Origin of the sequence: Lentzea atacamensis, assembly GCF_003269295.1 — a bacterium.
Taxonomy (GTDB): domain Bacteria; phylum Actinomycetota; class Actinomycetes; order Mycobacteriales; family Pseudonocardiaceae; genus Lentzea; species Lentzea atacamensis.
Window position 1 is genome coordinate 841,037 of record NZ_QLTT01000003.1, and the last position, 22,953, is coordinate 863,989.

At 67.9% G+C, this 22,953-nt stretch carries 17 protein-coding genes and 1 pseudogene; 11 read left to right on the forward strand and 7 right to left on the reverse strand.

Features of this window, described 5'->3' with window-relative positions:
- Positions 1 to 992 precede the first annotated feature (992 nt).
- Entirely contained in the window at positions 993 to 1,847 is an 855-nt protein-coding gene (locus C8D87_RS18285; RefSeq protein ID WP_112227580.1) for a hypothetical protein, read from the forward strand.
- 697 nt (positions 1,848 to 2,544) lie between these two features.
- Here C8D87_RS18285 and C8D87_RS18290 read toward each other — a convergent pair.
- From C8D87_RS18290 to C8D87_RS18305, 4 genes are all read right to left on the reverse strand, one after another.
- Entirely contained in the window at positions 2,545 to 3,036 is a 492-nt protein-coding gene (locus C8D87_RS18290) for a GNAT family N-acetyltransferase (RefSeq protein ID WP_233442162.1), read from the reverse strand.
- Positions 3,037 to 3,288: 252 nt separating this feature from the next.
- A complete protein-coding gene (locus tag C8D87_RS18295; RefSeq protein ID WP_215732365.1) occupies positions 3,289 to 4,602 on the reverse strand; it encodes an RICIN domain-containing protein in 1,314 nt (437 codons plus the stop codon).
- Positions 4,603 to 4,643: 41 nt separating this feature from the next.
- Complete coding sequence (locus C8D87_RS18300; RefSeq protein WP_215732366.1) at positions 4,644 to 6,884, reverse strand: rhamnogalacturonan lyase family protein; 2,241 nt, start codon at positions 6,882 to 6,884, stop codon at positions 4,644 to 4,646.
- A gap of 370 nt (positions 6,885 to 7,254) precedes the next feature.
- Positions 7,255 to 9,150, reverse strand: a complete 1,896-nt coding sequence (locus C8D87_RS18305; RefSeq protein WP_112227583.1) for a glycosyl hydrolase 53 family protein — start codon at positions 9,148 to 9,150, stop codon at positions 7,255 to 7,257.
- Between the two features lie 675 nt (positions 9,151 to 9,825).
- On the opposite strand from C8D87_RS18305, the gene C8D87_RS46950 reads away from it, so the two are divergent.
- From C8D87_RS46950 to C8D87_RS18320, 4 genes are all read left to right on the forward strand, one after another.
- On the forward strand, positions 9,826 to 10,014 hold the full coding sequence (locus tag C8D87_RS46950) for a TetR family transcriptional regulator (RefSeq protein WP_215732367.1): 189 nt from the start codon (positions 9,826 to 9,828) through the stop codon (positions 10,012 to 10,014).
- 71 nt (positions 10,015 to 10,085) lie between these two features.
- Complete coding sequence (locus tag C8D87_RS46955; protein WP_215732368.1) at positions 10,086 to 10,361, forward strand: hypothetical protein; 276 nt, start codon at positions 10,086 to 10,088, stop codon at positions 10,359 to 10,361.
- A 278-nt stretch (positions 10,362 to 10,639) separates the two neighbouring features.
- The gene (locus tag C8D87_RS18315; RefSeq protein WP_170166478.1) at positions 10,640 to 13,720 is read left to right on the forward strand and encodes an RHS repeat protein; all 3,081 of its coding nucleotides are present in this window, start codon (positions 10,640 to 10,642) and stop codon (positions 13,718 to 13,720) included.
- Complete coding sequence (locus tag C8D87_RS18320) at positions 13,720 to 13,917, forward strand: hypothetical protein (RefSeq protein WP_109639406.1); 198 nt, start codon at positions 13,720 to 13,722, stop codon at positions 13,915 to 13,917. The genes C8D87_RS18315 and C8D87_RS18320 overlap by 1 nt, the downstream gene beginning before the upstream one ends.
- Positions 13,918 to 14,242: 325 nt before the next feature.
- Here the strand turns inward: C8D87_RS18320 and C8D87_RS18325 are convergent, their stop codons facing one another.
- Both C8D87_RS18325 and C8D87_RS18330 read right to left on the reverse strand, forming a co-directional pair.
- Positions 14,243 to 15,250, reverse strand: coding sequence for an alpha/beta hydrolase (locus C8D87_RS18325; protein ID WP_233442163.1), 1,008 nt, complete (start codon positions 15,248 to 15,250; stop codon positions 14,243 to 14,245).
- A 66-nt stretch (positions 15,251 to 15,316) separates the two neighbouring features.
- The gene (locus tag C8D87_RS18330; protein WP_112227585.1) at positions 15,317 to 16,222 is read right to left on the reverse strand and encodes a LysR family transcriptional regulator; all 906 of its coding nucleotides are present in this window, start codon (positions 16,220 to 16,222) and stop codon (positions 15,317 to 15,319) included.
- A 103-nt stretch (positions 16,223 to 16,325) separates the two neighbouring features.
- On the opposite strand from C8D87_RS18330, the gene C8D87_RS18335 reads away from it, so the two are divergent.
- The 3 genes and pseudogenes from C8D87_RS18335 (at position 16,326) to C8D87_RS46965 (ending at position 18,091) form a co-directional block, all read left to right on the forward strand.
- Positions 16,326 to 17,450, forward strand: a complete 1,125-nt coding sequence (locus tag C8D87_RS18335) for a tartrate dehydrogenase (protein ID WP_112227586.1) — start codon at positions 16,326 to 16,328, stop codon at positions 17,448 to 17,450.
- A 32-nt stretch (positions 17,451 to 17,482) separates the two neighbouring features.
- Positions 17,483 to 17,623 (forward strand): annotated as a pseudogene (locus C8D87_RS48590) (hypothetical protein); the annotation flags it as partial.
- 177 nt (positions 17,624 to 17,800) lie between these two features.
- Positions 17,801 to 18,091, forward strand: a complete 291-nt coding sequence (locus tag C8D87_RS46965; protein ID WP_215732369.1) for a hypothetical protein — start codon at positions 17,801 to 17,803, stop codon at positions 18,089 to 18,091.
- A gap of 6 nt (positions 18,092 to 18,097) precedes the next feature.
- Here C8D87_RS46965 and C8D87_RS18345 read toward each other — a convergent pair whose 3' ends face one another.
- Complete coding sequence (locus C8D87_RS18345; RefSeq protein ID WP_112227587.1) at positions 18,098 to 18,847, reverse strand: GntR family transcriptional regulator; 750 nt, start codon at positions 18,845 to 18,847, stop codon at positions 18,098 to 18,100.
- Between the two features lie 115 nt (positions 18,848 to 18,962).
- On the opposite strand from C8D87_RS18345, the gene C8D87_RS18350 reads away from it, so the two are divergent.
- Genes C8D87_RS18350 through C8D87_RS18365 form a run of 3 tightly spaced genes read left to right on the forward strand, consistent with a single transcriptional unit; the run spans position 18,963 to position 22,949 of the window.
- On the forward strand, positions 18,963 to 20,237 hold the full coding sequence (locus C8D87_RS18350; RefSeq protein ID WP_112227588.1) for an MFS transporter: 1,275 nt from the start codon (positions 18,963 to 18,965) through the stop codon (positions 20,235 to 20,237).
- Positions 20,238 to 20,263: 26 nt separating this feature from the next.
- Entirely contained in the window at positions 20,264 to 22,621 is a 2,358-nt protein-coding gene (locus tag C8D87_RS47770; protein WP_233442164.1) for an NAD(P)-dependent oxidoreductase, read from the forward strand.
- A complete protein-coding gene (locus tag C8D87_RS18365; protein ID WP_112227589.1) occupies positions 22,614 to 22,949 on the forward strand; it encodes a DUF4387 domain-containing protein in 336 nt (111 codons plus the stop codon). Before C8D87_RS47770 ends, C8D87_RS18365 begins: the two co-directional genes overlap by 8 nt.
- The last annotated feature ends 4 nt before the right edge of the window (positions 22,950 to 22,953 follow it).

Genomic DNA, 22,953 nt, shown 5'->3' on the forward strand with positions numbered 1-22,953 from the left:
CGTCGCTGATCCTGCGAGCAACACTTTGAAACAGGTCACCGTGCTCGACGCCACCGTCGAGCACGTCGGCCGTTCGTCGTTCGCCTTCGGGCGGCCTCCAAGCTGCTCAACAGGCGCGACCACAAGTGGTGGTACCTGGGGACGATCGAGCCGAGGCGAGTGGCTCGGCGTGATCCGCGACGTCGGCCTACGCTCGATGCTTCGAGGATGACGGTGGCGACTTCGCGTTCGAAGAGTGACGTCCTGTTGATCACGTGAACGCCGGCGCGGCAGGCGGTAGCCACTCCCAAAGCACGGCCTGCCGCGCCACCCTCGAAACCTCAAGCCTCTCCCAAATGAGCTGTGCGGGCGGTCACACCGTTCCTACCCTTGGTACATGAGGCTGTTGCTGTGGTTCATGCTGGCGTGCTTGTGCGCGCTCAGCGGTGACCACTTGCTCGCCGTCATCACAGCGATGTTGCTCCTCGCGTGCGCGACTGATCGCGCGCGCTACTGAGGGCTTGTACGGGTGCCCGGAAGGTGCGTCAAAAGCAGAATGGGTGCTCAGGAATCCCTGAACACCTTTTCAATGTGGTGTGTTTGCCACATTTCATGTGTCCGGGGCCGGAGTTGGCCACTGCACCCACCTGCTCTACCAGCGCCTTTTGCTGAAGCTCGGCGAATGACAGTGCGCGGCTCGATGGCCTGTGCGTGTCAGGCTGGTCGTGGCCAGTGTGCCAGCGCTGGCGGTTGAAGGGGACTTGAACCCCCGCAGGTGGCAAGCTAGCGCAGTTTGTGTGTTCATGCGCTATCGGACAGCTTGAATCTACTGTGGAGGGCCATTCGGTGCGATTCAATCGCTCGCCGCCAAGCTTTGTTGCGGTTTCCCGGTCTCCAGATCGCCCAGGTGAGCGCCCTGGAGGCAGGAGAGTGCTGCCACAGCGGGGTGCTGGATCAGCCGTCCTCAATGGGGACGTGCAAGCACTACGGCCACCGGCTGACACAATGGACGGATGGCTCTGGGTTACCTCCTCGCTGTGCTGGCGACCCTGGCGTCAGGCAGTGGTTCGGTCCTGGAGTCTGTGGGTGTCCGGCGTGCGGGCGCGTACGGCGGAAGGTCTCTCGATCTCATCGCTCTGCGGCGTCAGTGGCTGTACTTCCTCGGTCTCGGTGTGAACCTGCTGGGATTCGCCTGCGCCTCTGCGGCATTGCATCGGCTGCCGTTGTTCCTCGTCCAGTCGATGCTCGCGTTCAGCGTCGGTGTGACCGCCATGATCAGCGCCTTGATGGGCTTCCGCCTGCGTGCACCAGGATGGGGCGCGCTGGTTGTCGGCGCGACCGGTCTGGTCCTGCTGGGCGTGTCCGCAGAGCCGAGCCCTGCACAGGCGCTGCCATCACAATGGCGGTGGATCCTGGTGGCCGCAGCGATTCCGGTGGCGGCGATCGGCCTCTACGCCCGGCGCCACAACCACGTCTGGGCGACGGTGGCACTGGCATTCGGCTCCGGTGTCGCGTACAGCGTCGTCGGCATCTCGGCACGCACACTCCATCTCCCGGACGCCGCGTGGCAGCTCGTCCTGGAACCGGCGGCCTGGTCGATCGTCCTCCATGGATGCACCGCGGCGGTGCTGTTCGCGATGGCGTTGCAGAAGGGCGGCCCGACCGGGGTAAGCGCGATCATGTTCACGACCAACACGGCGCTTTCGTCGTTCGTCGGATTCGTCTATCTCGGCGATCACGTGCGCGACGGTTACGTGACCGCCGCGGTAGCCGGGTTCGTCCTGGCGATCGCCGGAGCGATCGCCGTCGCCCACTATTCGGCGAACACTCGGCAGAAAGAGCTCACGGCGGCCGGTATGCGGGCGTGAGGCGTCGGCGTCCTTGCATTGCCCGCTACGGCCGTTCTTCTGCTGAGACCAGGATTTCGCCTCGGTGACTTCGTCCTTCGTGGCGCGCACGCATTGAGTGCGTGCAGAGCGGCCTGACCGCGCAGCTGGAGCCAGCCGGTGATCGGTTGAACTGCCGCGTGTCGGGGAGCAAGGTCCAGGCCTCGGGCGCGCACAGCGTCGCGGATGATTTGAACGACCACACGACCGCGATCTCCGACCGCGTGGCCGGACTCTTCGTTCTGCTCCCTGCGCGGATCACGGAGCTGACCACCAAACACGTGATCGTCACCGACAACGGCCTGGAACTTCTCCTCGCCGGCACTCCGATCGACCTGCCTCCGGTGCCCGGAAACCTTGTCCTGGAACTGCTTGCCGACCGGCGATGTGCAACTGCATCTGCGCCCGACCACGGAGTGTGGCTCTGTCCCGCAACACGACTCAGCCAGCCGCTTGCTCCGCGCGACCTGCTGGGACGGGATCAGCCTCGGCCGCGCCACCCGGTGGACACAGGATGCTGGCAACACCCGACCCGGCCAGGCCGCAGAGCTTGTAGGCGGCACAGGTGACAAACACATTTCCGTGTTCTCGCCCTACGACGTGTTCCATGAGCTCAAGCGGCGCGCCGAGGCCCAGGATCGAACAGTGGCCTCGTGAATCCGCGCTGCTGAGCACGAGCTCAACCGGACGGCGTGACCGAGGACCACACACCGAACCACTGCTCGGCGCCGTACGCTTCGAACCTCTCCACCTCAGTGAACCCCAGCTTCGCCGCAAGGCGCATCGCGCGGTCGTTGGCAGTCTGGGTGCAGAGCGCCACTGGCGCGCCGGGAAGCGCGTCGACAATCCAGCCGAGCGCTGCTACGCACGCCTCGGCGGCGTACCCGCGTCCCCACGCCTCCGGCAAAAGCAGATAACCGAGCCATGCCTCCCCGGCATCAGGAGAAGCGGGTCCCGGACGTTCCGCGTCGCGCCGATCGAACGTGATTATGCCAATCACCGTTCCTTCGAGATCGATCACGAAGAAGCCAGGGCGTCGCCCGGGCACCTCAGGCACCGTGCGTTCGAGCTCATCGCGCGGTCGAGGACCACCGATGTAGGTGCCAACCTCCGGCGAGGAGAACAGGTCGATGAGCGCCGCGCGATCCCCGGCCTCGGACTCGCGGAGCACGAGCCGCTCGGTCCTGATCGGGGCCGGTGGCCAGGCGACGGGTCCGAGCTCAGTCATGACGGGCAAGCTATCGCACGCCCACTGCACGATCAGCGCGCCGGCCAGGACGAGTGCGGTGTGGCCTCTGTACGCACGTCGCGGTGGGGCCGGATCGTGGAGAGGCTGTGTCATCGAACTCGTCCAGTGTGGTCGCGAAGGGTGTCGGCGTCCTGATGGGGACGCCGTCCGAGCGGTGCCCCCATCAGGTCTCGGTCAGACGCGGCGGCGGGTGAAGCGCTGGTTGGCGTTGCCGGTGTAGGTCCACTGGGAGATGCGGGCGCCGTCGGCGGTGGAGACCTCCCACACGTCGAGGGCCAGGCCGGTCTGCCGGTTGACGAGGCTGACCACGTCGTTGCCGTGGTCGACAACGCGCCATTGCTGGCCGGTGCCGGCGGCGTCGGGCTGTTGGACGACGTCGGCGCCGGTCGCGGTGCCGGTGGGCTGGAGGAACAGGCCGCTGTGCCGGGCCTTGAGGCGGACGTGGCCGTCGCCGGTGTCCACGAACTCGAACTGCTGGCTGGGGCTGCTCGTGGTGGTCCGCTGGACGAGCCGTGCGCCGGCGGCGGTGGAGGCCGCGTCGATCTCGGCGGCCTTGCCGCTGTGCTGGGCCACCAGGGTGTAGTTGCCGGGGACCGGCATGGTGTCGCCGAGCTGGGCTTCCCAGCGGGTGTTGGACCCGGCCGCGTCGGAGGGGAGGCGGTCGCGTGCGGCGGTGTCGCCGTACATGGTCCAGCGGGCCCAGTCGACGACGGTCCTGGGGAAGCGCTGGTCGCTCCAGAAGCTGGTGTGGCTGCCGCCGATGAAGGTGAGGAAGGCCTTGGGCCACCTCATCTCGGTGTAGGCCTGGCGGGCCGAGGAGTAGGACGTGGTCGAGTCGCGATCGCCGTGGACGAACAGGACCTTGGCGGTGACGGAACTGGACGGGTTGCCCATGTCGACGCAGGACTGCGGGTTGGCGGAGATGATCCGGCTGTCTGGCCAGGAGGTCAGCAGGCCGTGGGTGACCATGCCGCCCAGGGAGTGGCCCGAGACGCCGACACCGATGCCGGTGTTGATGCGGCCGGCCAGCGGCCCGCTCGCGTTGAGCGCGAGGGTGTTGGTGAGGACCTGTGAGACGTCCTTGGAGGTGTTGCCGTTGTTGACGTCGCCGAAGTTGTGGTTGAAGTGCGGTGCGGGCACGACGAAACCCGCCGCGGCCAGGGCCCGGATGATGAACAGGGAGTTCTGCGGGCTGCTGCCGAGGCCGTGGGTGAAGTTGTAGACGGGGAAGACGCCGTTGGCGGCCGGGGCGTTCGTCATCGGGTTGCCGCCGGGGGTGCCGGTGGCGGGGTAGTAGACGTAGGTGTTGATCCGGCGGCTGCCGCGCGTCCAGCTGTACTGGCGGACACCGACGGCGAACGGAGTGGTCGGCGCGGTCCCCGCGGGGCGGGCCGGAGCGGCACCGGCCAGGCCGGCACCGAGCAAGGTTGCGCCGCCCAGGGTCGCCGCCGCGGCCGTGCTCAGCCTCAGGAAGGTGCGTCGTTCCATCGACACGATGACTCCTTGCAGGGGTGGTCGGGGACCAGGGTTCAGCGGACGTGGATGTTCGGCTGCGGTGGCGTGCTCATACCGTTGCCGAGGAAGAAACTCGGGTGTGGTGGTTGGTTGTAGGCGGTGTTCTGCCAGGCGAGAGCGACGCGGTACTGGGCATCGTGCAGCAGGGTGTGGATGCGTCGGTCGGTCTGGGCCGGGGTGGCGTAGATGCGCAGTGCGGCGTTGTCGTCGCGGGGCAGGATGACTTCCTCGCGCCAGTCACCGAAGAGGTCACCGGACAGTGACGGGGTGGACTTGGTGCCGTTGATCGAATGCGCGCCGGCACCGGTGAGCAGCCTGGTGTCGCCGCCGGTGCCGTACTTGTCCACGTGGTTGCCGTCCAGCAGCTCCCGCACCGGGTCCGCGTCCCACCAAGCGAGGAAGTTCGCGCTGGAGGGAGCTCGTCCCACGCTGCCGCCGGAAGCGTTGAACGCGCTCGTCAGACCGGTGCCCTTGCCCCAGAACTCGGCGCCTGGATTGCCCGCGTAGATGTCTCCGGCCACCCCGCGAGCCGGGCCTTCGCAGTTGCAGGTGTTGTTCTTCTGCATGATCACGGTACCGGTGTTCGCATCACGCAGGGTGGCGGCGGCGCCGGAGCTCTGCTCGTGGATCTGCCAGATCTCCTGACCGGGGCGGCTGGGCACGAAGTCGCTCACGTGCAACGCGTCGCCGTGGGCGTAGAAGTTGGTGGTGTAGCGGCCGGTGCCGTTGGAGTTGATGGTCATGCCGCCGTAGATGATCTCGTCGGTGCCGTTGCTGTCCACGTCCGCAATGGACAGTGAGTGGGTGCCGCGGCCGGTCCACTGCCTGCCCGCGCTGCCCGAGTCGAACCTCCAGCGCAGGGCCAGCCGGCCGTCCCGGAAGTCCCAGGCCGCGATCGTGCTTTTCTCGTAGTAGCCGCGGCCCATGATGATGCTGGGCCGTTGCCCGTCGAGGTAGGCGGTGCCGGCGAGGAACCGGTCGCCCCTGTTGCCGGTGCAGTCGCCCCAGTCGCAGATGTTGCCGCGCGCGGGCTCGAAGTTCACCGTGGACATGACGGCGCCGGTGAGCCCGTTGAACACGGTCAGGTACTCGGGTCCGGTGATGATGTAGCCGTTGCTGTTGCGGTGCAGCGCGTTGCCGTTGCCGATCACCTGTCCGGTGCCGGAGATCGAGCCGTCGCCCGTCTTGACGGCGAGCTCGGCCCGGCCGTCGCCGTCGTAGTCGTAGACCTGGAACTGGGTGTAGTGCGCGCCGGCACGGATGTTTCGGCCGAGGTCGATGCGCCACAGCCGCTGTCCGTTGAGACGGTAGGCGTCGATGTAGACGTTGCTGGTGACCCCGGACTGGGAGTTGTCCTTCTGGTTGTCGGGATCCCACTTGAGGAAGATCTCGTACTGGCCGTCGCCGTCCACGTCACCGACGCTCGCGTCACCGGCCGTGTAACTGCTGCCAGGCCGGGAGATCGGCACGTCGAGGTAGTTGCCGCCGGTGAAACGCAGTGACGGCTTCGACGCTTCCTGCTCGATCCCGTTCACGACCGCGCGGACGGTGTACGAGGCGTCCGCCGATGCGCCGGAGTCCAGGAAGTTCGTGGAGCTGGTGATCGGTGAGGAGGTGAGCTTCGTGGTGCCGCGGTACACGTTGAACCCGGTCGAGGCCGGTTCGGTCCCGAACAGCCGCCACGAGACCAGGTTGCCCGACCCTGAACGCACGCTGACCAGACCGCGGTCGAGATCCTCCAACTGCTTGCCCTCGACCGGCGGAGCGCTGCCGGTCTCGAGGTCGAGGTAGTCGATGTTCGCCAGGCCCGCCGCGGTGGCTGGGTCCAGCCGGATCGTGTTCGTACCCGCGTGCACCGCTACGGCGAACGTCTTCGTGGCCCACGCGGTCCAGGCGCCGGTCGGGTCGAACGCGGTGTTCGCGTGGGCGAGCGCTCCGTTGACGAGCACGTCGGCAGGTCGGTTGCCGGTTGTGCCGTTGGCGTACCGGATGGCGATGGTCGCCGTGCCGGCCGCGGATGCGGTCACGGTGAACTGCGCCGCCGCGTCGATTGTGTTGTCACCGTTGCAGAACCCGTTGCCGGAGTAGCCGGTGTGGTTGGACTCGATCGAGCCGGTGCAGGTGGCCGGCTCGGCTTCCGCTTCGTACCGGGTCGCCGCAGCCGAAGCCGCCAAGACGACGAGACCGTTGCCGGCCAAGGTCAAGGCGACGACGCCTGCGGCGAGTGGTGTGGCGCGCCGTCGATGCATGAGCATGGTTGACCTCCGTCAGGTGAGTCGAACGCTCAGGTCAGCGCAGATGGGCGGTGAGCGGAGCCCGGCTGAAGGTGGAAGGGCGGCAACGTCGCGGGTGGCGCGACGTCCGCCGGCGGAACGGCGCCCCCGCGCGGCGAATCCCCGTACGCGGTCATTCGATCTCCTTTGATCGAGTGAATCAGGGTTCGTGCTGGGTGTGAGGCTGTGAACGTGCACAGACTCGGTGGCGAACCATTTGCTTGGATGGAACCGCAGATAGGAGATCCATTGCAATGGGTTCCTACCGATTTTCTGTGAACGTGCACAGTTGCGTCGAAATTCGACTGCGCATTCGACGTCCAACTCATCGAGATCGACGGTGACCGGGTCCTCAGAGCACGTCGACGACCGCCGTGACCTTGCCCAGCGCCGTCGTCCCGCCGACGACCACCTCGCCCGGCCTGTCAGTCGCTCCATCCGGAAGTGCCTGCCAGCGAACGGGAACCGTGCTGATGCGGTTGTTCGCGGTGGTCAGCACGCGCACCGCGGAGGGGAGCGCCGGTGCCCTGCCCACGCGGGTGGTGACGTGGACTGTGTCTTCGAGGACGTGCCTGGCCCGGCTCGCGTTGAACACGTTGATCGACGCGTGCGGCTCCCAGGTGTCGGGCATCCCGGGTACGACACGGAACATCGACTGCCAGCCCGCCGGTTCCCAGACCAGCACGCCGGTGCCCTGGTTGCCGACCACGTCGTTGGCGGCCTGGAAGATCCGCTGGATCGCGTCCGCCTGGCCCTGGACGGTGCGGGGGAACGGTGAGTTCGGCATCGGCGAGCCGTTGCCACCGGATGCCGGGTAGGAGGTCTCGGCGATCTCGATCTCGTAGCCGGGGTACGTCGTCGCCATCGTGTGCAGGTTGACTTCCAGAGCCTCGGGCGTGCCGTGCCACTCCGGGTAGTAGGAGATCGCGAGCACGTCGGGGTTCTGGCCCTTGGCTTTCACCCTGGTGAGGAACTGGTGCCAGAATTCCATGGTCTTGGCGAGCCGCCCGGTGCCGACGATCACGTGGATCTCGACCTTGGTCTTCGGTGACGTGTCGCGGACGGCCTTGATCCCGGCCGTGGCGAGCGTGGTGAACCGGTCCCAGGCCTCGTTGTAGAGCCGCTGCTCTTCCGGGTCGGTCGACTGCCAGTAGCGCCACAGCAGGCCGCCGCCGGGCTTCGACTGGTAGATGTCGGCCTGGTCGACGAAGTAGGGCGGGGCGGTCGTGCCGATGAGGGCCGCCTCGCTGCCGTACATGAAGCCGTTGATGATCTCGTTCCCGACGGCGACCTTGTCGGGCTTGGTGCCCTGCCGGATCAGGCGGCCGAGGTAGTCGCGGGTGTAGCTGTAAACCGCCTTGGTCAGATCGCCGAACTCCAACTGGGCCCAGGCGCGTGGTTTCGGTTGCTTGGACGGGTCAGCCCAGGAGTCCGCGTAGTGGAAGTCGATGCCGAGGCCCATGTTCCGCTCCTTGACCCACCGTGCGGACTGGAGCGAGCGTTCCGGTCCCTGGCGGGGGATCGCCGCCGGCTGGCCGGTGCTCTCGCTCCTCGGCTCGTTGAAGATCCGCAGCCGGGAGTACTCCATGCCGCGGTCCTTGGCAACGTCGAGCAGGTGCGGCCCGGCGCCCTTGTCGGCGGACTGCGGGTTGACCCAGTACTGCCGGTTCTGGTGATCGTCCATCCAGGACATGTCAGCGCCGAGGACGAGGTCGTCACGCAGGTAGTTGAAGACCTGGAGCTCACTCACGCCGATCCTGGGGTGGCCCGACGTGCCGATGATCGAGAGCCGGACGTACCGCGTTCCCGGCCTCGTGAAGAGATGCGCCGCGCCCCGTTCGGCGGCGCGGTTGCGGGACTTGTCGGCGATCTCGTTCCACCGCCGGCCGTCGGCCGAGACCTGGATGGTGTACCGGTACTCCACCCCGCGGTGGGCGAAGAGCACCTTGACCTTCCGCAGGTTGTCGTAGGCTCCGCCGAGGTCGACGGTCAACTGCTGGCGGGCGCTGGGACCGTCCGCGTACCAGGAGGTGGCCGGGTTGCCGTCGATGGCCGATCGGGCGGTGGCCGAGCCGCTGCTCGCCGTGGCGGTAGCCCAGAACTTGGCCGCGATGTTGCTCTCGATCGGCTTGATGTCGGCGGTGCCGTAGATCGCGTGCGCCTGAGGGGGAGCTGTCAGCACCCCGGCCGCCACAGTCGCGAAGGCTGTGAGTGCCGCTGTGACTCTGGACCGGAACCGAGCGATCACGTCTCTCTCCCGACATGTGTGTCGCCGGTGGCCTCGTTGATCCAGTCCTCGGTGTTGACGAGAACCAGAATTCTCATCACCGGTTTCCTTCGAACGGAAGGGGCGCGAGGCCGGCCGACGTTGGACATCGGGTAGTCACGATGAACCGTCTCAATCTCCGGCGCAAGGGCTGAACCTGGTGCGACAAAGGCAGGTAAGCGTTTTCCCAACGGTCCAGCGGCTCGGTGGAGCGTCGTGGACGCAGGTAGTCTTGAAACGATTCAAGCAGCTCGCTGGGCATGGCCCGGACATCGAGCCCCGTGGAGAAGTCCTATTGGGATGATCAGTCCACCGCCGCGCGAAGCTCGGTCGCGGGCGATTTCGCGCCAGTCGAATCGACGTGATGTTCGACAGACTCAACGTCGAAGATGGTGAACCGGCGGTGTACGTGCCGAGAGCACGTCCGTGCAGTTCAGCTCGCATCGGCGGGTTGTCGGCCACCATCCCGCGTGATCGCGGCCGTGCTGGCCCATCCAGGGAGAAAACTGTCCTCCTCACAAGAGGGGCATCCGATGCCACGATCCGAGGACGTGACCGCATTTGTCGAGGAGCACGAATTGTCCGGCTCTCCGAACATCGCCGTTGTGCGCCGTCTGTACGACTCCAAGGGGCGACCCGGCGGTCGCCGCGCAGATCATGATTCTGGTCCGCGAACGCGACTACGACTCGATCAACATGGGGCACATCGCGACCAAGGCGGGACTGGCGCGCAACACCCTCTACAACTACGCCAACGACAAACGCGCGCTGGTCCCGCAGCTGGCCCGGCGGGCGAGCCTGCCGCTGACCGAGGACGTGACCGCGATCGCCGCGCGGTTCGCCTAGCCTGCCGCGGACAGATGCGGGAGATCATCGAGGTGATCCCTTCCACGTCCACGAACCACGCGATGCGGTTGATGTTCCTCGCCAACGCCACTCCGCTGATGGCCGATCTCCCGGACCGGCCGGACATCCCGTTCACCGCACTCGTCGCCGAGGCGGAGAACGTGGTTCGAGACGGCTTCACCGACGGCGAGCTCTGCGGATTGGGTGATGTCCAGCTGACCGTGGAACTGCTTTCCGGCACAATGCGCGCCGGGATGGAGCGCATCAGCCGCGATCCTGACGCACTGTCTCAACTGTCCGAAGCGCAGGAGATCGTCCTCGCAGCGATCACCCGCGACAAAGGCTGACCACTCTGGCACAGGTTTCACGCATACGAATGAGTCTGCTTAGGACAATGATTCGACAGGGCTAACAACAATCACTCGTACGGTCATCCCATCGCTAGTCCGATCCAGTGATTGTGCAACTGGCCGTCGAACGATCACGTGAGGTTCCCTCGGATGTGTAAGAGTGAAGGCAGGGGTGTCAAATCCAGACACTCACTGGGGGAAGGCTTTACCGAATGCGACACGCGTGGTCGCGCGGCTTTGTGCTGCGCGCGTTAAGTGTGGGAACAGTTGTGGCGATGACTGCATCCGTCCCGATCCCGGCTTTGGCGGCCGAACCGGCGGTGACGGTGCCCGCCTCGGCCTGGACTCCCGGCCAGGTCAACCGGACGGTGGTGGGCGGGGCACCGCCGGAGGCTCCGCAGGAGATGAAAGCCCGGCGGTGGTCCTGCCGCTCGTCGGACTGGGGCGTGCTGCCGGACTACCCGATGGAGCGGTTCCGGATCAGTGACCGGCTGCAGTTCGGGGTCAACCTGTCGAGCGGCAGTCTGTGGATCGACCACCGGGCGTTGACCATCCCGGGCGCCGGGCAGGCCATGACAGTGCGCCACTCCCGCGGCTACGACGACAAGTGGCACTTCAACGCGGGCGAGTCGATGCGGCTGGACACCTCGTTCACGGGGCAGGTCCACATGCCGATGGACGGTGGGGCGTGCGCCGAGTTCATCGAGACCAACGGCACCTATGGCATGGGCAGCAACGGAATCCGGGCCAAGCTCACCAAGAACGCCGGCGGCTCCTACACGGTCAGGTTCATCGACACCGGGGAGACGTGGTCGTACAACGCCGGCGGCTGGCTGCTGAACCGGGCCGACCGCAACGGGAACACGATCACCTACTACTACAACAGCAACGGCTCGATCGCGTCCGTCGCCGACACGCAGGGACGGGTCACGACCTTCACCACCGACACCTCCGGCCGGGTCACCAAGGTCACCGACCCGAGCGGCACGACGGTCGGTGAGTACACCTACGACGACCGGGACAACCTCACCCGTTTCACCGACCGCGCGGGCAACTCGGTGAGCATCACGTACAACGAGCACACGAGCCCGCTGACGCTGACCGACCAGTTGGGCCGCACTTGGTCGTTCGCGTACGACGACTGGGGCAATGTCTCGAAGGTGACCACACCGCGGCCGGGTGGCGCGGTGGACACGCTGTTCACCTACGACAGTGACACCCAGACGACGATGACCGACCCCAACAGCAACAAGACCGTCTACACGTTCGACGACGAGAACCGGCAGATCTCGGCCAAGGACGCCAACGGCAACACCCAGTCCCGCACGTGGACGGCGAACAGCGACATCCAATCCGTCACGAACGGACTGAACAACTCCACGACCGCGACGTACGACACGCTGGACAACCTCATCTCGACCAAGCTGCCGACGGGGGCGTCCACGACGGTCGGCTACACCAACACGTCCCTGCCGAACCTGCCGACCTCGGTGAAGGACCCGGCCGGCAACGAGATCACCCGCGACTACGACAGCGCGGGCAACCTGACGAAGATCCGGTCGGTGCCGCTGGCGGCCGATCTGGAGGTCCGGTCCTACTCCGGGCCGAAGAAGCTGCTCGACTACGTGAAGGACGCCAATGGCAACGTGACCTACTTCGACTACGACTCGGCGGGCAACCTGGTCACCACGACACCGCCGGCGCCACTGGGCCCAACCCGCTACACCTATGACTCGCTGTCCAGGATCACCAGCATCACCGACGGGGCGGGCAAGCGCATCGACTACAGCTATGACCGGCTGGACCGCATCCTGTCGATCAGCCACAACGGCGCCGTGCTGCAGGCGATGCACTACGACGCCACCGGCGCCTTGACCACGCGGGAGACGCCGCAGGTCAAGACCACCTTCACCTACGACACGCACCCGACGGGCCGCCAGCCCGCGGTCGTCACCAGGACCCAGTCCGGCGCGACCGAGACCGTGTCGTACGCCTACGACAAGACGGGCAACCTGAAGACCCTGACCGACCCGGCGGGAACGGCCACCTACGGCTACGACCCCGGCAACCGGCTGACGAGCCTGCGGGATGCGTTCGGCCAGACCACCACGTTTGCCTACGACCGAGCCGATCGGCGGACCAGCACCACCTGGCCGGGAGCGGGCAGCCAGGCCACCGGCTACGACAACTCCGGACGGCAGACAAGCCTCGTCGTGAAGAACGCGGGCGGCACCGAACTGCTCAAGGCGACGTACTCGTTCACCACCGCGTCCGGCGCCGACAGCGACCGGATGCAGTCCAAGACGGTCGCCGGGACGACCACCACCTACACCTACGACCAGCTGCACCACCTGTCCAAGGCGGGGTCGGTCGGCTACACGGTGGACAAGCTGGACAACATCACCAACTTCGGTGGCACCGCCCACACCGTGAACGCGGCCAACCAGCTCACCGCCGCGGGTGCCACCACACTCGGCTACGACGCCGCGGGCAACATGACCACCGAGGCCAACCCGGCCGGCACGTACGCCTACTCGCCGACCAACCAGCTGATCAGCGGGACCAGGGACGGCGCGCCGTCGTTCAGCGCCTCCTACGACACCGTGAACCAGGCACAGCCGCGCACGATCACCGAGACCATCGCGGGCACGGCGACGACCCACATCTTCACCCACACCGCGCTCGGGATCAGCAGCACGGTCGACAACGGCGTGCGCTCCAGCGTCAGCCGCGACCCCGACGGCAAGCTCGTCACGCAGAAGGCGGGCACCAGCCGGTACAACTTCGTCACCGACTACCAGGGCAGCGTGCTGGCACTCGTCGACACCACCGGCGCGATCGCGGCGACCTACACCTACAACCCGTACGGCAGCGTCACGGCCACCGGTCCCGCCGCCGCGGCCAACGCCTACCGCTACAACGGGGGCTACACCCTGCAGGGCGGACTGGTCCTGTTCGGGTACCGCTACTACAACTCCGGCCGCGGCCGGTTCACCTCGCCCGACCCTACCAACCAGGAACGCAACGCCTACGCCTACGCCGAGTCCGACCCGATCAACAACAGCGATCCCACCGGGGCCAGCACCGGGTCGTCGGTCGGTGCGTTCATCGGTGGCACCCTCGGCATGGCCGTCGGCGTGGGCCTGACCCTGGCCTGTCCGGCCACCGCTGGCCTCGGCTGCGCGGGCGCCGCCGCGGTGATGGGCGGCCTGGGTGGCGGCGCGGGCGCGGCCCTCGGTTCGAAAATCGGTGGCGGCACCAGCCAGGACGTCTCCACCGACGGACTACTCGGCGTCGCGGGTGGCGCACTCAAAGGCGTCGCGCGGCTCCCAGGAGAGATTGCGAAACTGTTCTGATGGTCGACCAACCACCACCTCGCCATGCCAAGCGCTACTACCTGATCGTCGGTCCGCTGCTGCTGGCCGCGACCGTGATCGGGTTCGTCTTCATCGAAGAAGCCGGCTGGGCGCTGGTCCTGATCGGCTGCGCCATCGGCGGGTTCCTCGCTGAGGGGATCGCGGACCTGGTGCGGTACAACCGGTCCAAGCGCTGAGCACCTACCGGGGCTGGGCGGGGTTTCCCCGTCCGGCCCCCGGCTCGGTCGCGGGTGGTTCATCAAGCGCGACACCAAACCCCTCCGCGACCCGACCACCCGATCGCAGAGCCCGGCTGCAGTTCCGTACATCGCCGACGAGTACTGGGTGGCCTGATCAACTGCGGACCTCGCGCCAGCCCTTCAAACCCGGCCAGATCGAACGCCTCACCGTAGATCGACAGGACCGTCTCGGCGGAGTCATCACGAGTATCACGATGCCGCTTAACCTGCACGGATGCGGTTTTCGGCACGCACAACCCCACCTGACAGGGCAGGGTTGATCTCAGTCAGCCGGGGTTTCGGGGCGGAGTGCTCGGCGGAGGGCATCGTGCCGGTATCCGCGGATTCGGCGGCTCAGTTCGGCTTCGGGCGCGAGATTCTCACCGCCGTGGATGCCTCCCGGATACACGTGCAACTCCACAGGAACGCCAGCCCAGGACAGCCGGCGGGCGAAATCGACTGCCTCGTCACGGAACAGGTCCAGGTCGCCGACGTCGATGTAGGTCGGCGGCAGGCCTGTGAGGTCGGTTGCGCGTGCCGGTGCGGCGTACGGTGAGACTCGGTCGGTTCCGAAGTCCTGGCCGAGGAGTGCTTGCCAGGATTGAATGTTCGCTTCGCGGCTCCAGGCGCCGAAGCCGGTGTTGGTGATGGCTGACGGGCTTGAGGACTGGTCGTCGAGCATTGGGGAGACCAGCATCTGGTAGGCGATGGCCGGTCCGCCGCGGTCGCGCGACAGCAGTGCCACTGCCGCGGCCAGGCCGCCGCCCGCACTGGTGCCGTACAGACCTGTCCGGTCGGGATCGATCCCGAGTTCCCGGTGCCTGCCGGTGATCCCTGTCAGTCCCGCGTAGCAGTCGTCCAACGCTGCTGGGTAAGGGTTTTCGGGTGCGAGCCGGTACTCGACCGAGGCGACCACGCAGCATGTCGCCTGCGCGAGCCTGAGGGTCTTCGGGTGATCGCCGGTGGCGCTGCCTGTCACCATGCCGCCACCGTGGATGTAGTAGATGCAGGGCGCGGACCGGGTGCTCGCGCGAGGCCGGTACACATGCACGCGCACCGGCTCGCCGTGAGGAACCGGGAAGTCATGCACCTCAACGTCTTCCGGAGCGACCGGTCCGGCCAGCTCGGCCTGCCTCCGGCGTCGCTCAGCAATGTCCTTGATACCGCTCAGGCCCTCGGGACCGACCAGTTGCCGGTACTGATCGAGGCGCGCACGTACCTCAAGGTCGATGCGCTCACTGATGTCCACGATCCGTGCCTCACTCGCCAGTGCCGGGTTGTCGTCACGCAACCTAGGGACAGAGAAGGCGACCGGACAACGGCGGAAAGGGGACCTTTCAGAAAACGAAAGGACGTGCTAGCCGATCCGTTCTGTCAGCCGTGCGGCCAGATGCTCGACCAGGTTGCTGATCCGCCGAGGCACGTGAACGTCGTCGGACAGGAGTGCGTAGATGTCGGCGGGTGGGGTCGGTACGTCGGGCAGTACGCGCACCAGTGCGCCGCTCTTGAGGTGAGACCGGATCTGCCATTCCGACCGCATGATCACCCCGTGCCCCTGCAGCGCCCAGTCGGTGACGATGTCCCCGTCATTGCTCGACAGACGGCCGCGCACGCGTACCTGACGCGGGTTGCTGGCGTCGCCGAAGTGCCACAGGGCGAAGTCTCCCTCGTTCTCGCGGAGCACGATGCAGTCGTGGCCGGCCAGGTCCTCGACGCGTTCCGGCGCTCCCTTTCGTTCCAGATAGGACGGTGCGGCGCAGGGCACCCGGCGGTTACGGGCCAGTCGGCGCATTCGCAGTGAGGAGTCCGGTGGTGCTCCGACGTGGACGGCCATGTCGAACTCACGCCGGTGCGGGCGCAGCGGGAGAGCCGACGTGCGGAGTTGGATGCTCAGCCGGGGATGCAGGGCGGTGAACTCGCCGAGCAGCGGCGCCACGTGGGCGCGTCCGAGGCCGAGGGTCGCCTGGACCACGATGGAGCCCCGCAGGTCGCCGGAGTGATGGGTGACCATGTCCTCGAGCTCGCGGACCTGGTCGAGGATCGTCTCCAGGCGCGCGGCGTAGACCTCCCCCTCGGAGGTCAGCACGAGCCGGCGCGTGCCGCGGTGCACCAGGCGTACGTCGAGCCGGCGTTCCAGGGCGCTGAGGCGTTTGCTGACCACCGGCAGGGAGCAGTCCAGCTCGCGGGCGGCCGCGGTGAGCGTCTCGCTGGCGGCGACCACCTGGAAGAAGTGGAGGTCGTCGAGGGAGCCCTGTCTTTCCATGAGCGAAAGGATAGGTTGCCGCAGACGTTCTTGTTGTCGCGTTCCCCGCCGACGAAGGTGAAGACGTGCCCGCCGACCGGACCGGGCGCGAGGAGGAACGTTCGTGTCCCATCGTTATCGCATAGCGGTCATCCCTGGCGACGGCATCGGCCGTGAGGTCGTCCCGGAGGGGGTGCGGTGCCTGGCGGCCGCAGCCCAGGCCCATGGGTTCGAGTTCGAGATCGCCGAGTTCGACTTCGCCTGCGCGGACTACTGGCTGCGGCACGGCGAGATGCTGCCGCCGGACTGGCGGGAGGTGCTCGGCGGCTTCGACGCGATCTTCTTCGGCGCGGTCGGGTGGCCGGAGGTGGTGCCCGACCACGTGTCGCTGTGGGGCAGCCTCCTGCAGCTCCGCCGCGGTTTCGACCAGTACGTCAACCTGCGGCCGGTCCGGCTGTTGCGTGGCGTGCGCAGCCCGCTGCGCGATCGGCAGCCGGGCGACATCGACTTCCTCGTCGTCCGCGAGAACACCGAGGGCGAGTACTCCAGCATCGGCGGCCGGATCTTCGAGGGCACCGACCGTGAAACGGTGGTGCAGGAGACCGTGATGACCCGGATCGGAGTGGACCGGGTGCTGCGCTACGCGTTCGACCTCGCCGCCGCCCGCCCGCGCAAGCACCTGACGTGGGCGACCAAGAGCAACGGCATCTCCATCACGATGCCGTACTGGGACGAGCGCGCGACCGCGATGGCGCAGCGGTACCCGGACGTGACCGCGGACAAGGACCACATCGACATCCTCACGGCCAAGTTCGTCCTGCGGCCCCAGCAGTACGACGTCGTGGTCGCCAGCAACCTCTTCGGCGACATCCTTTCCGACCTCGGACCGGCGTGCGCCGGCACCATCGGGATCGCCCCGAGCGCCAACATCAACCCGGACCGCACCTGGCCGAGCCTGTTCGAACCGGTCCACGGCTCGGCCCCGGACATCGCCGGACGCGGGATCGCCAACCCGGTCGGGCAAATCTGGAGTGGCGCCATGATGCTCGACCACCTCGGTGAACCGGCCGCCGCGGCGCAGGTCGTGGCCGCGATCGAGACCGTGCTCGACGAGCGGCCGGAAGTGCTCACTCCCGACCTCGGCGGTTCCGGGACGACCGAGGGCCTGGGCACGGCGATCGCCGCCGAGATCGCTGCCGGGGATTCCCGACAGCGCGGCACGCACCCGGAAGCGACCGCCACGTCATGACCCCGTAAGTCGCCGACCCGATCGGCCTGGAGATCCGGTGGGACCGGCTCACCGCCGCGACCGACGAGGCCGCGTCGACGGTGCCGGGCAGGGCGTTCTCGACGATCATCCGCGAATCCAAGGACTACACGGGCGTCCCGATGGATCGTCGGGGACGCACCGTGGCGGAGTCGCGAGCCGGTATCCCCGGCTTCGCGGCCCGGATGAGCTCGCTGACCGCCTTGGTGCTGGACAGGTCCCGGCCGGGGATTGGCAGGACGGCGACTGCGTCATCACCAACGACCCGTGGATCGCGACGGGGCACCTGCCCGACATCGCCATGATCACGCCGATCGTCCACCGAGGCGCGCTTGTCGGCTTCGCCGGTCAACTGGCGGCACTCGGCACAACTGCCCGGCCACGAGGTCTCCCCGGGATGTGTACCCCTCGACGGCGACCCCCAGCGCGGCGTGCGCGACGTCTCGATCCCCATGTACGGCTGGCTCCAGGCGACGGTCTGGGACCGGTACCGCCTGCGGCCGGGAACGGAGATCACCGGCCCGGCGGTCCTCGAAGAGCGTGAGTCCTCGTGCTGGTTCGGACCGGAGTGCTGCCTCCGGGTCGACTCCGATCTGACGCTCCTCGTCGGCGTCGAGCGGTGACGGCGGTCAGGACCCGGCTACGGGAGCCGATGCCGCCGCCGACGGGGCGGAACCGGCGAGCAGATCGCCGAGTCCGCCGCGGGCGTCCTCGATCACGAGCGCCTCGGCCGTCGCCGAGTCACCCACCCGCAGCGCCCGGACGAGCGCCCGGTGGCTCGCGTAGCGATCGAGGCCGAACCGGTCGTCCTCGCTGATCCGTTCGATGAGCCGGGACCGCCGCTCCGGCCACGAGAACACCCGCGTCTGGTCGAGCAGGCGCACGAGCACGGGATTGCCGGCGCAGGACTCGACGACGGCGTTGAAGCGCTGCATGGCGTCGAGCAGCCGGCCCAGGTGCCTCGCCATCTCCTGCCCGGCCTTGTGCCGTTGCTGGATGAGGATGAGCAGGTCGTCGGCCTCGTCGAGGATGGCGTCGAGATGGTCCAGTTGCGCTGGGGTCGCGTGCCGTGCGGCGAAGCGGGCCACCATCCCGCGCAGGGCCACTTCGACCTCGGCGAGGTCCTGTATCGCGACGTCCCCGACCGTCGTCACCTGGACCGACCGCGGTCCGGTCCGTTCGAGCAGGCCGTCCTGCTCGAGCCGCCGGATGGCCTCGCGCACCGGCGTCGGGCTGACCGACAACCGCTCGGCGAGCCCGCGTTCGGTGACTTTCTGCCCTGGGCGCAGTTCGCCGGTCGTGATCGCGGCGCGGAGGGCGCGGTACGCGCGGTCGGCCAGTGTGTCGGTCGTCAGTCCTGTCAGGTTGTCCCCCGCCATGCGGCCAGTCTATCTGCCATGGCAAGGTCGCTATGACACTCTTGACCATCTTGCTATAGCAAAAGTAGTGTGACCGCTGCCGCCAACGCGGGTGGTGAAGAGAATGAGGTGCCCGATGGCGGCGACGCTGCCCACACAGCGCCCACGAACGGGGCGGATCACGTTCTTCGTGGCCCTGGCGGTTTTCGCGCAGGAGTCCACGTGGAACCTCTACGATTCACAGGTTCCACCGCTGCTGCGCGAGCACATCGGCAGTGCCGCGCTCGTCGGCCTGCTCATGGGCATGGACAACCTGCTCGGCATCTTCGTCCAGCCGTGGATGGGCAACCGGTCGGACAACACCCGTACGTCGTGGGGCAGGCGCGTCCCCTATCTCGTCGTGGGGATGCCGCTGGCGGCACTGTTGTTCGTCGCCATCCCGCACACCGCGGCCTCGCTGCTCCTGCTGATCCTGGTGATGTTCAGTTACGCGCTCGTGGCGAACTCGTTCAAGCCGATCGCCGAAGCCCTGCTCCCGGACTTCATCGGACCCGAGCGGCGGAGCCGGGCCAACGCGGCGGTCAAGATCGCCGCGAGTCTCACGGTGATCGTCGCTGCCTTGATCAGCATCTTCCTGGTCGACGACCATCCGAAGCTGTCGTTCGCGATTCCCGCGGTCCTGATGGTGGCCTCCGTGGCCCTGCTCGGCGCGAAGGTGCGGGACAGCCGGTCTCCGGCCTACCAGGCGGCACTGGCGGAGGATCGCGAGCGGGACGGTGCGGAGGCATCCAAGGTCCGCGTGCGGAGCATCGTGCTCGACATCGTGCGGGACCCGAACCACAGCAGGCTGGTGCTCATCTTGTCGATCGTGCTCTTCGGGGGTGCGTGGGCCGCTTCGCGTTCGCTCGTCACGCCGTACGGCATGGAGGCGTTGCACCTGTCCCGCGGTGATGCGGGCGGGCTGACCCTTCCCAGCGGGGTGGCCTTCATCGTGGCCGCTTATCCGGTGGCGATGCTCGCCGAACGCTTCGGCCGCCTGCGGGTGATGATGGCCGGGATGGCGGTGTTCGCGGCCGCCATGGTCTTCGGCACCGCGGTGCAGACTGCCACCGGCACCGTCATCGCCCTGTGCCTGGCGGCCGCGGGCGCGTCCTCGTTCCTGGTCAACGCGGTTGTCGTGCTGTGGAACCTCGCCCCGTCCGACCGCGTGGTCGGGACCTACACCGGTCTCTACACCGTCGGGTGGGCGAGCGGCGGGTTCCTCGGGCCGGCGCTGGTCGGCGGCATGGTCGACCTGACCGGCTGGCCGCTGATGCCGCTCGACGTGGCGATCGTCGCGCTCCTCGCCGTGCTGGCGGTCGCCCGCGTCAGTGCGTTGCAGCGCCGGTCCTCCGTCAGCCGCGCGCTGTGACGACTCCCGACCCGAGAGAGGAACATGTGACTCACCGCGTGCTGATCACCACCGACTACCTCCGCCCCGGCGACGAGGTCGACCAGTACCTGAGACGCTCCGGGCTGGAAACCGTGCACCTGCCCATGACCGGCCGGCGCGATCCCGAACAGCTCGTGGCGGCGCTCGCTGGCATCGACGCCGCGTTGGTGGCCCACGAAGCCCTGACCGCCGACGTCCTCGCCCGGGCGCCCCGGCTGCGGGTCGTCGTGCGGACCGGCGTGGGCTACGACTCGATCGACGTCGCCGCCGCGACCCGGCTGGGGATCAGCGTGAGCAACCTGCCTGGCGTCAACGCCAACGCGGTAGCCGAGTACACGATCGGTCTGTTGCTCGCGGGAGCCCGTCGTCTGATGCAGTCCGCTGCCGGTGTGGCGCGCGGGGACTGGCCGCGCGAGGACGGACACGAACTGCGGGGATCGACCCTCGGGCTCATCGGTTACGGGGCTTCGGCGCGGGCGGTGGTGCCGTTGGCCCGTGCCTTCGGCATGACGGTCGTCTGCACCACCAACGTGCCAACGCGGCTCCGGAGCGACCCCGCGGTCCGGTTCGTGGACCTGCCCGAACTGCTGGCCACCGCCGACTACGTCTCGGTGCACACGTCGCTCACCGAACGGACCCGAGGCCTGCTGGGCGAATCGGCGTTCAAGCAGATGAAGCCGACCGCGCTGCTGGTCAACACCGCCAGAGGAGCCATCGTCGACGAGGAAGCTCTCGCCGCGGCCGTGCGGGCGGGAGAAATCGCGGGTGCCGCGCTCGACGTCGCGAGTGAGGAGCCGCTTCCGCCCGGCAGCCCGCTGCGCGGCGTGGACGGCATCGTCGTCTACTCCCACCTGGCCGGACAGACCGCCGAGGCACGCGCCGCCGCGGGCCGCCGAGGAGCCGAGGAACTGGTGGCGGCTCTCGCCGGCCGGGCCCAGTTCGTCGTGAACTCCCACGATCACCAGGAGACAAAGGGCAACATGCACAACGAACCGGTGAAGTCCGTCCGGGTCCTGTCGCCGAGCGGCATGCTCGGCGCCGGCTGGGACCATGCGACGATCGAACGCGGCATCGCACTGGGTGCCGACGTGATCAGCATCGACGGCGGGTCCACCGACTCCGGTCCCTACTACCTCGGGTCGGCAACCCCCAAGACGACGGCCAAGGCGGTGGCCCGTGACCTGCGCAGCCTGCTGACGGCCGCCGCCGGCGCGGGCATCCCCGTGATCGTGGGCTCCTGCGGCACGAGCGGAACCGACAGCGGTGTCGACTGGGTCGCCGGGATCGTCGCCGAGGTGATGGCGTCCGAAGGCCTGGACCTGAAGGTTGCGAAGATCTACAGCGAGCAGGACGCGTCCCTCCTGAAGGAGCACCTCGACGCGGGCCGGGTGCACCCGCTGCCACCCCTGGGACCGCTGCGGGCCGAGACGCTCGAAAGCTGCACCCACATCGTCGGCGTGATGGGGCACGAGCCGATCGTCGAGGCGCTCCGCGCGGGCGCCCAGGTCGTGCTCGCCGGCCGTGCCACCGACACGGCGCTGGCAGCCGCCTACCCGCTCATGAAGGGGATGCCGGCCGGGCCCACGTGGCACGCCGCCAAGATCGTCGAGTGCGGCGGCCAGTGCACCAGCAACCCGCGTGCGGGCGGTGTCCTCGCCACCATCGACGCTGGCGGTTTCACCATCGAGCCGCTCGACCCCACGGCGGCGTGCACGCCGATCCTGGTGGCCGCCCACATGCTCTACGAGACCGTGAACCCGTTCGAGATGCGGGAGCCCGACGGCGTCCTCGACGTCCGTGACGCGCGGTACATCGCGATCGACGACCGGATCGTCCGGGTCGAGGGGTCGAACTTCCACGTCGCCGACCAGTACACGATCAAGCTGGAGGGCGCCCGGATCACCGGCTACGAGACCATGTCGTTCTCGGCGATCCGCGACCCGCTCGTCCTCGGCGACATCGACGCCTGGGCGGACCTGATGCGTGCGACGATCAGCCAGCGGGTGCGCCACACGCTGGGCCTGGCGGACGACGAGTACGCCTTCGACCTGCGCCTCTACGGTCACAACGCGGTGCTGGGCGACCTCGAGCCGGAGAGCGGGCCGCCGCGCGAGGTGGGCGTGATGCTGCTCGTCAACGCGCCCGACCAGGCGACGGCGACGGCGGTCGCCAAGGTCGCCAACCCGCTGATGCTGCACCTGCCGACGCCGGGGATGGACTACCTGCCGAGCTTCGCGTTCGCGTCCTCGCCGGCCGAGGTCGAGCGCGGCGCGGCGTACGAGTTCGTGCTGAACCACGTCGTCGACTGCGACAGCCCGATGAGCCTGTTCCGGATGCAGATCGGGGAGAAGACCGATGCCTGAGACCACCCTGGCCGACCTCGCCCACGAGGTCCGGTCCAAGAACGCCGGCCCGTTCTGGGTCACCATGGAGCTGTTCCTGCGCGACGCCGACGGCTACCGGATCGCCGCGGACGAGTCCTTCCTGAACGAACGCGTGATCGCGGAGCTCTACCGGGTCGAGGAAGGCACGATCCAGATCTTCCGCATCCCGTCGCTCAACGTCGTCAAGATCTCCTTCCCGCGCCCGGTCAGCCAGGGATCACTGCACGACCGCGACATGCACGCCGGCCAGCACCACGTCCCGCTCGCGCGGATGCCGGTCCGGCAGCCGGCCGATCATGATCGCTGACGAC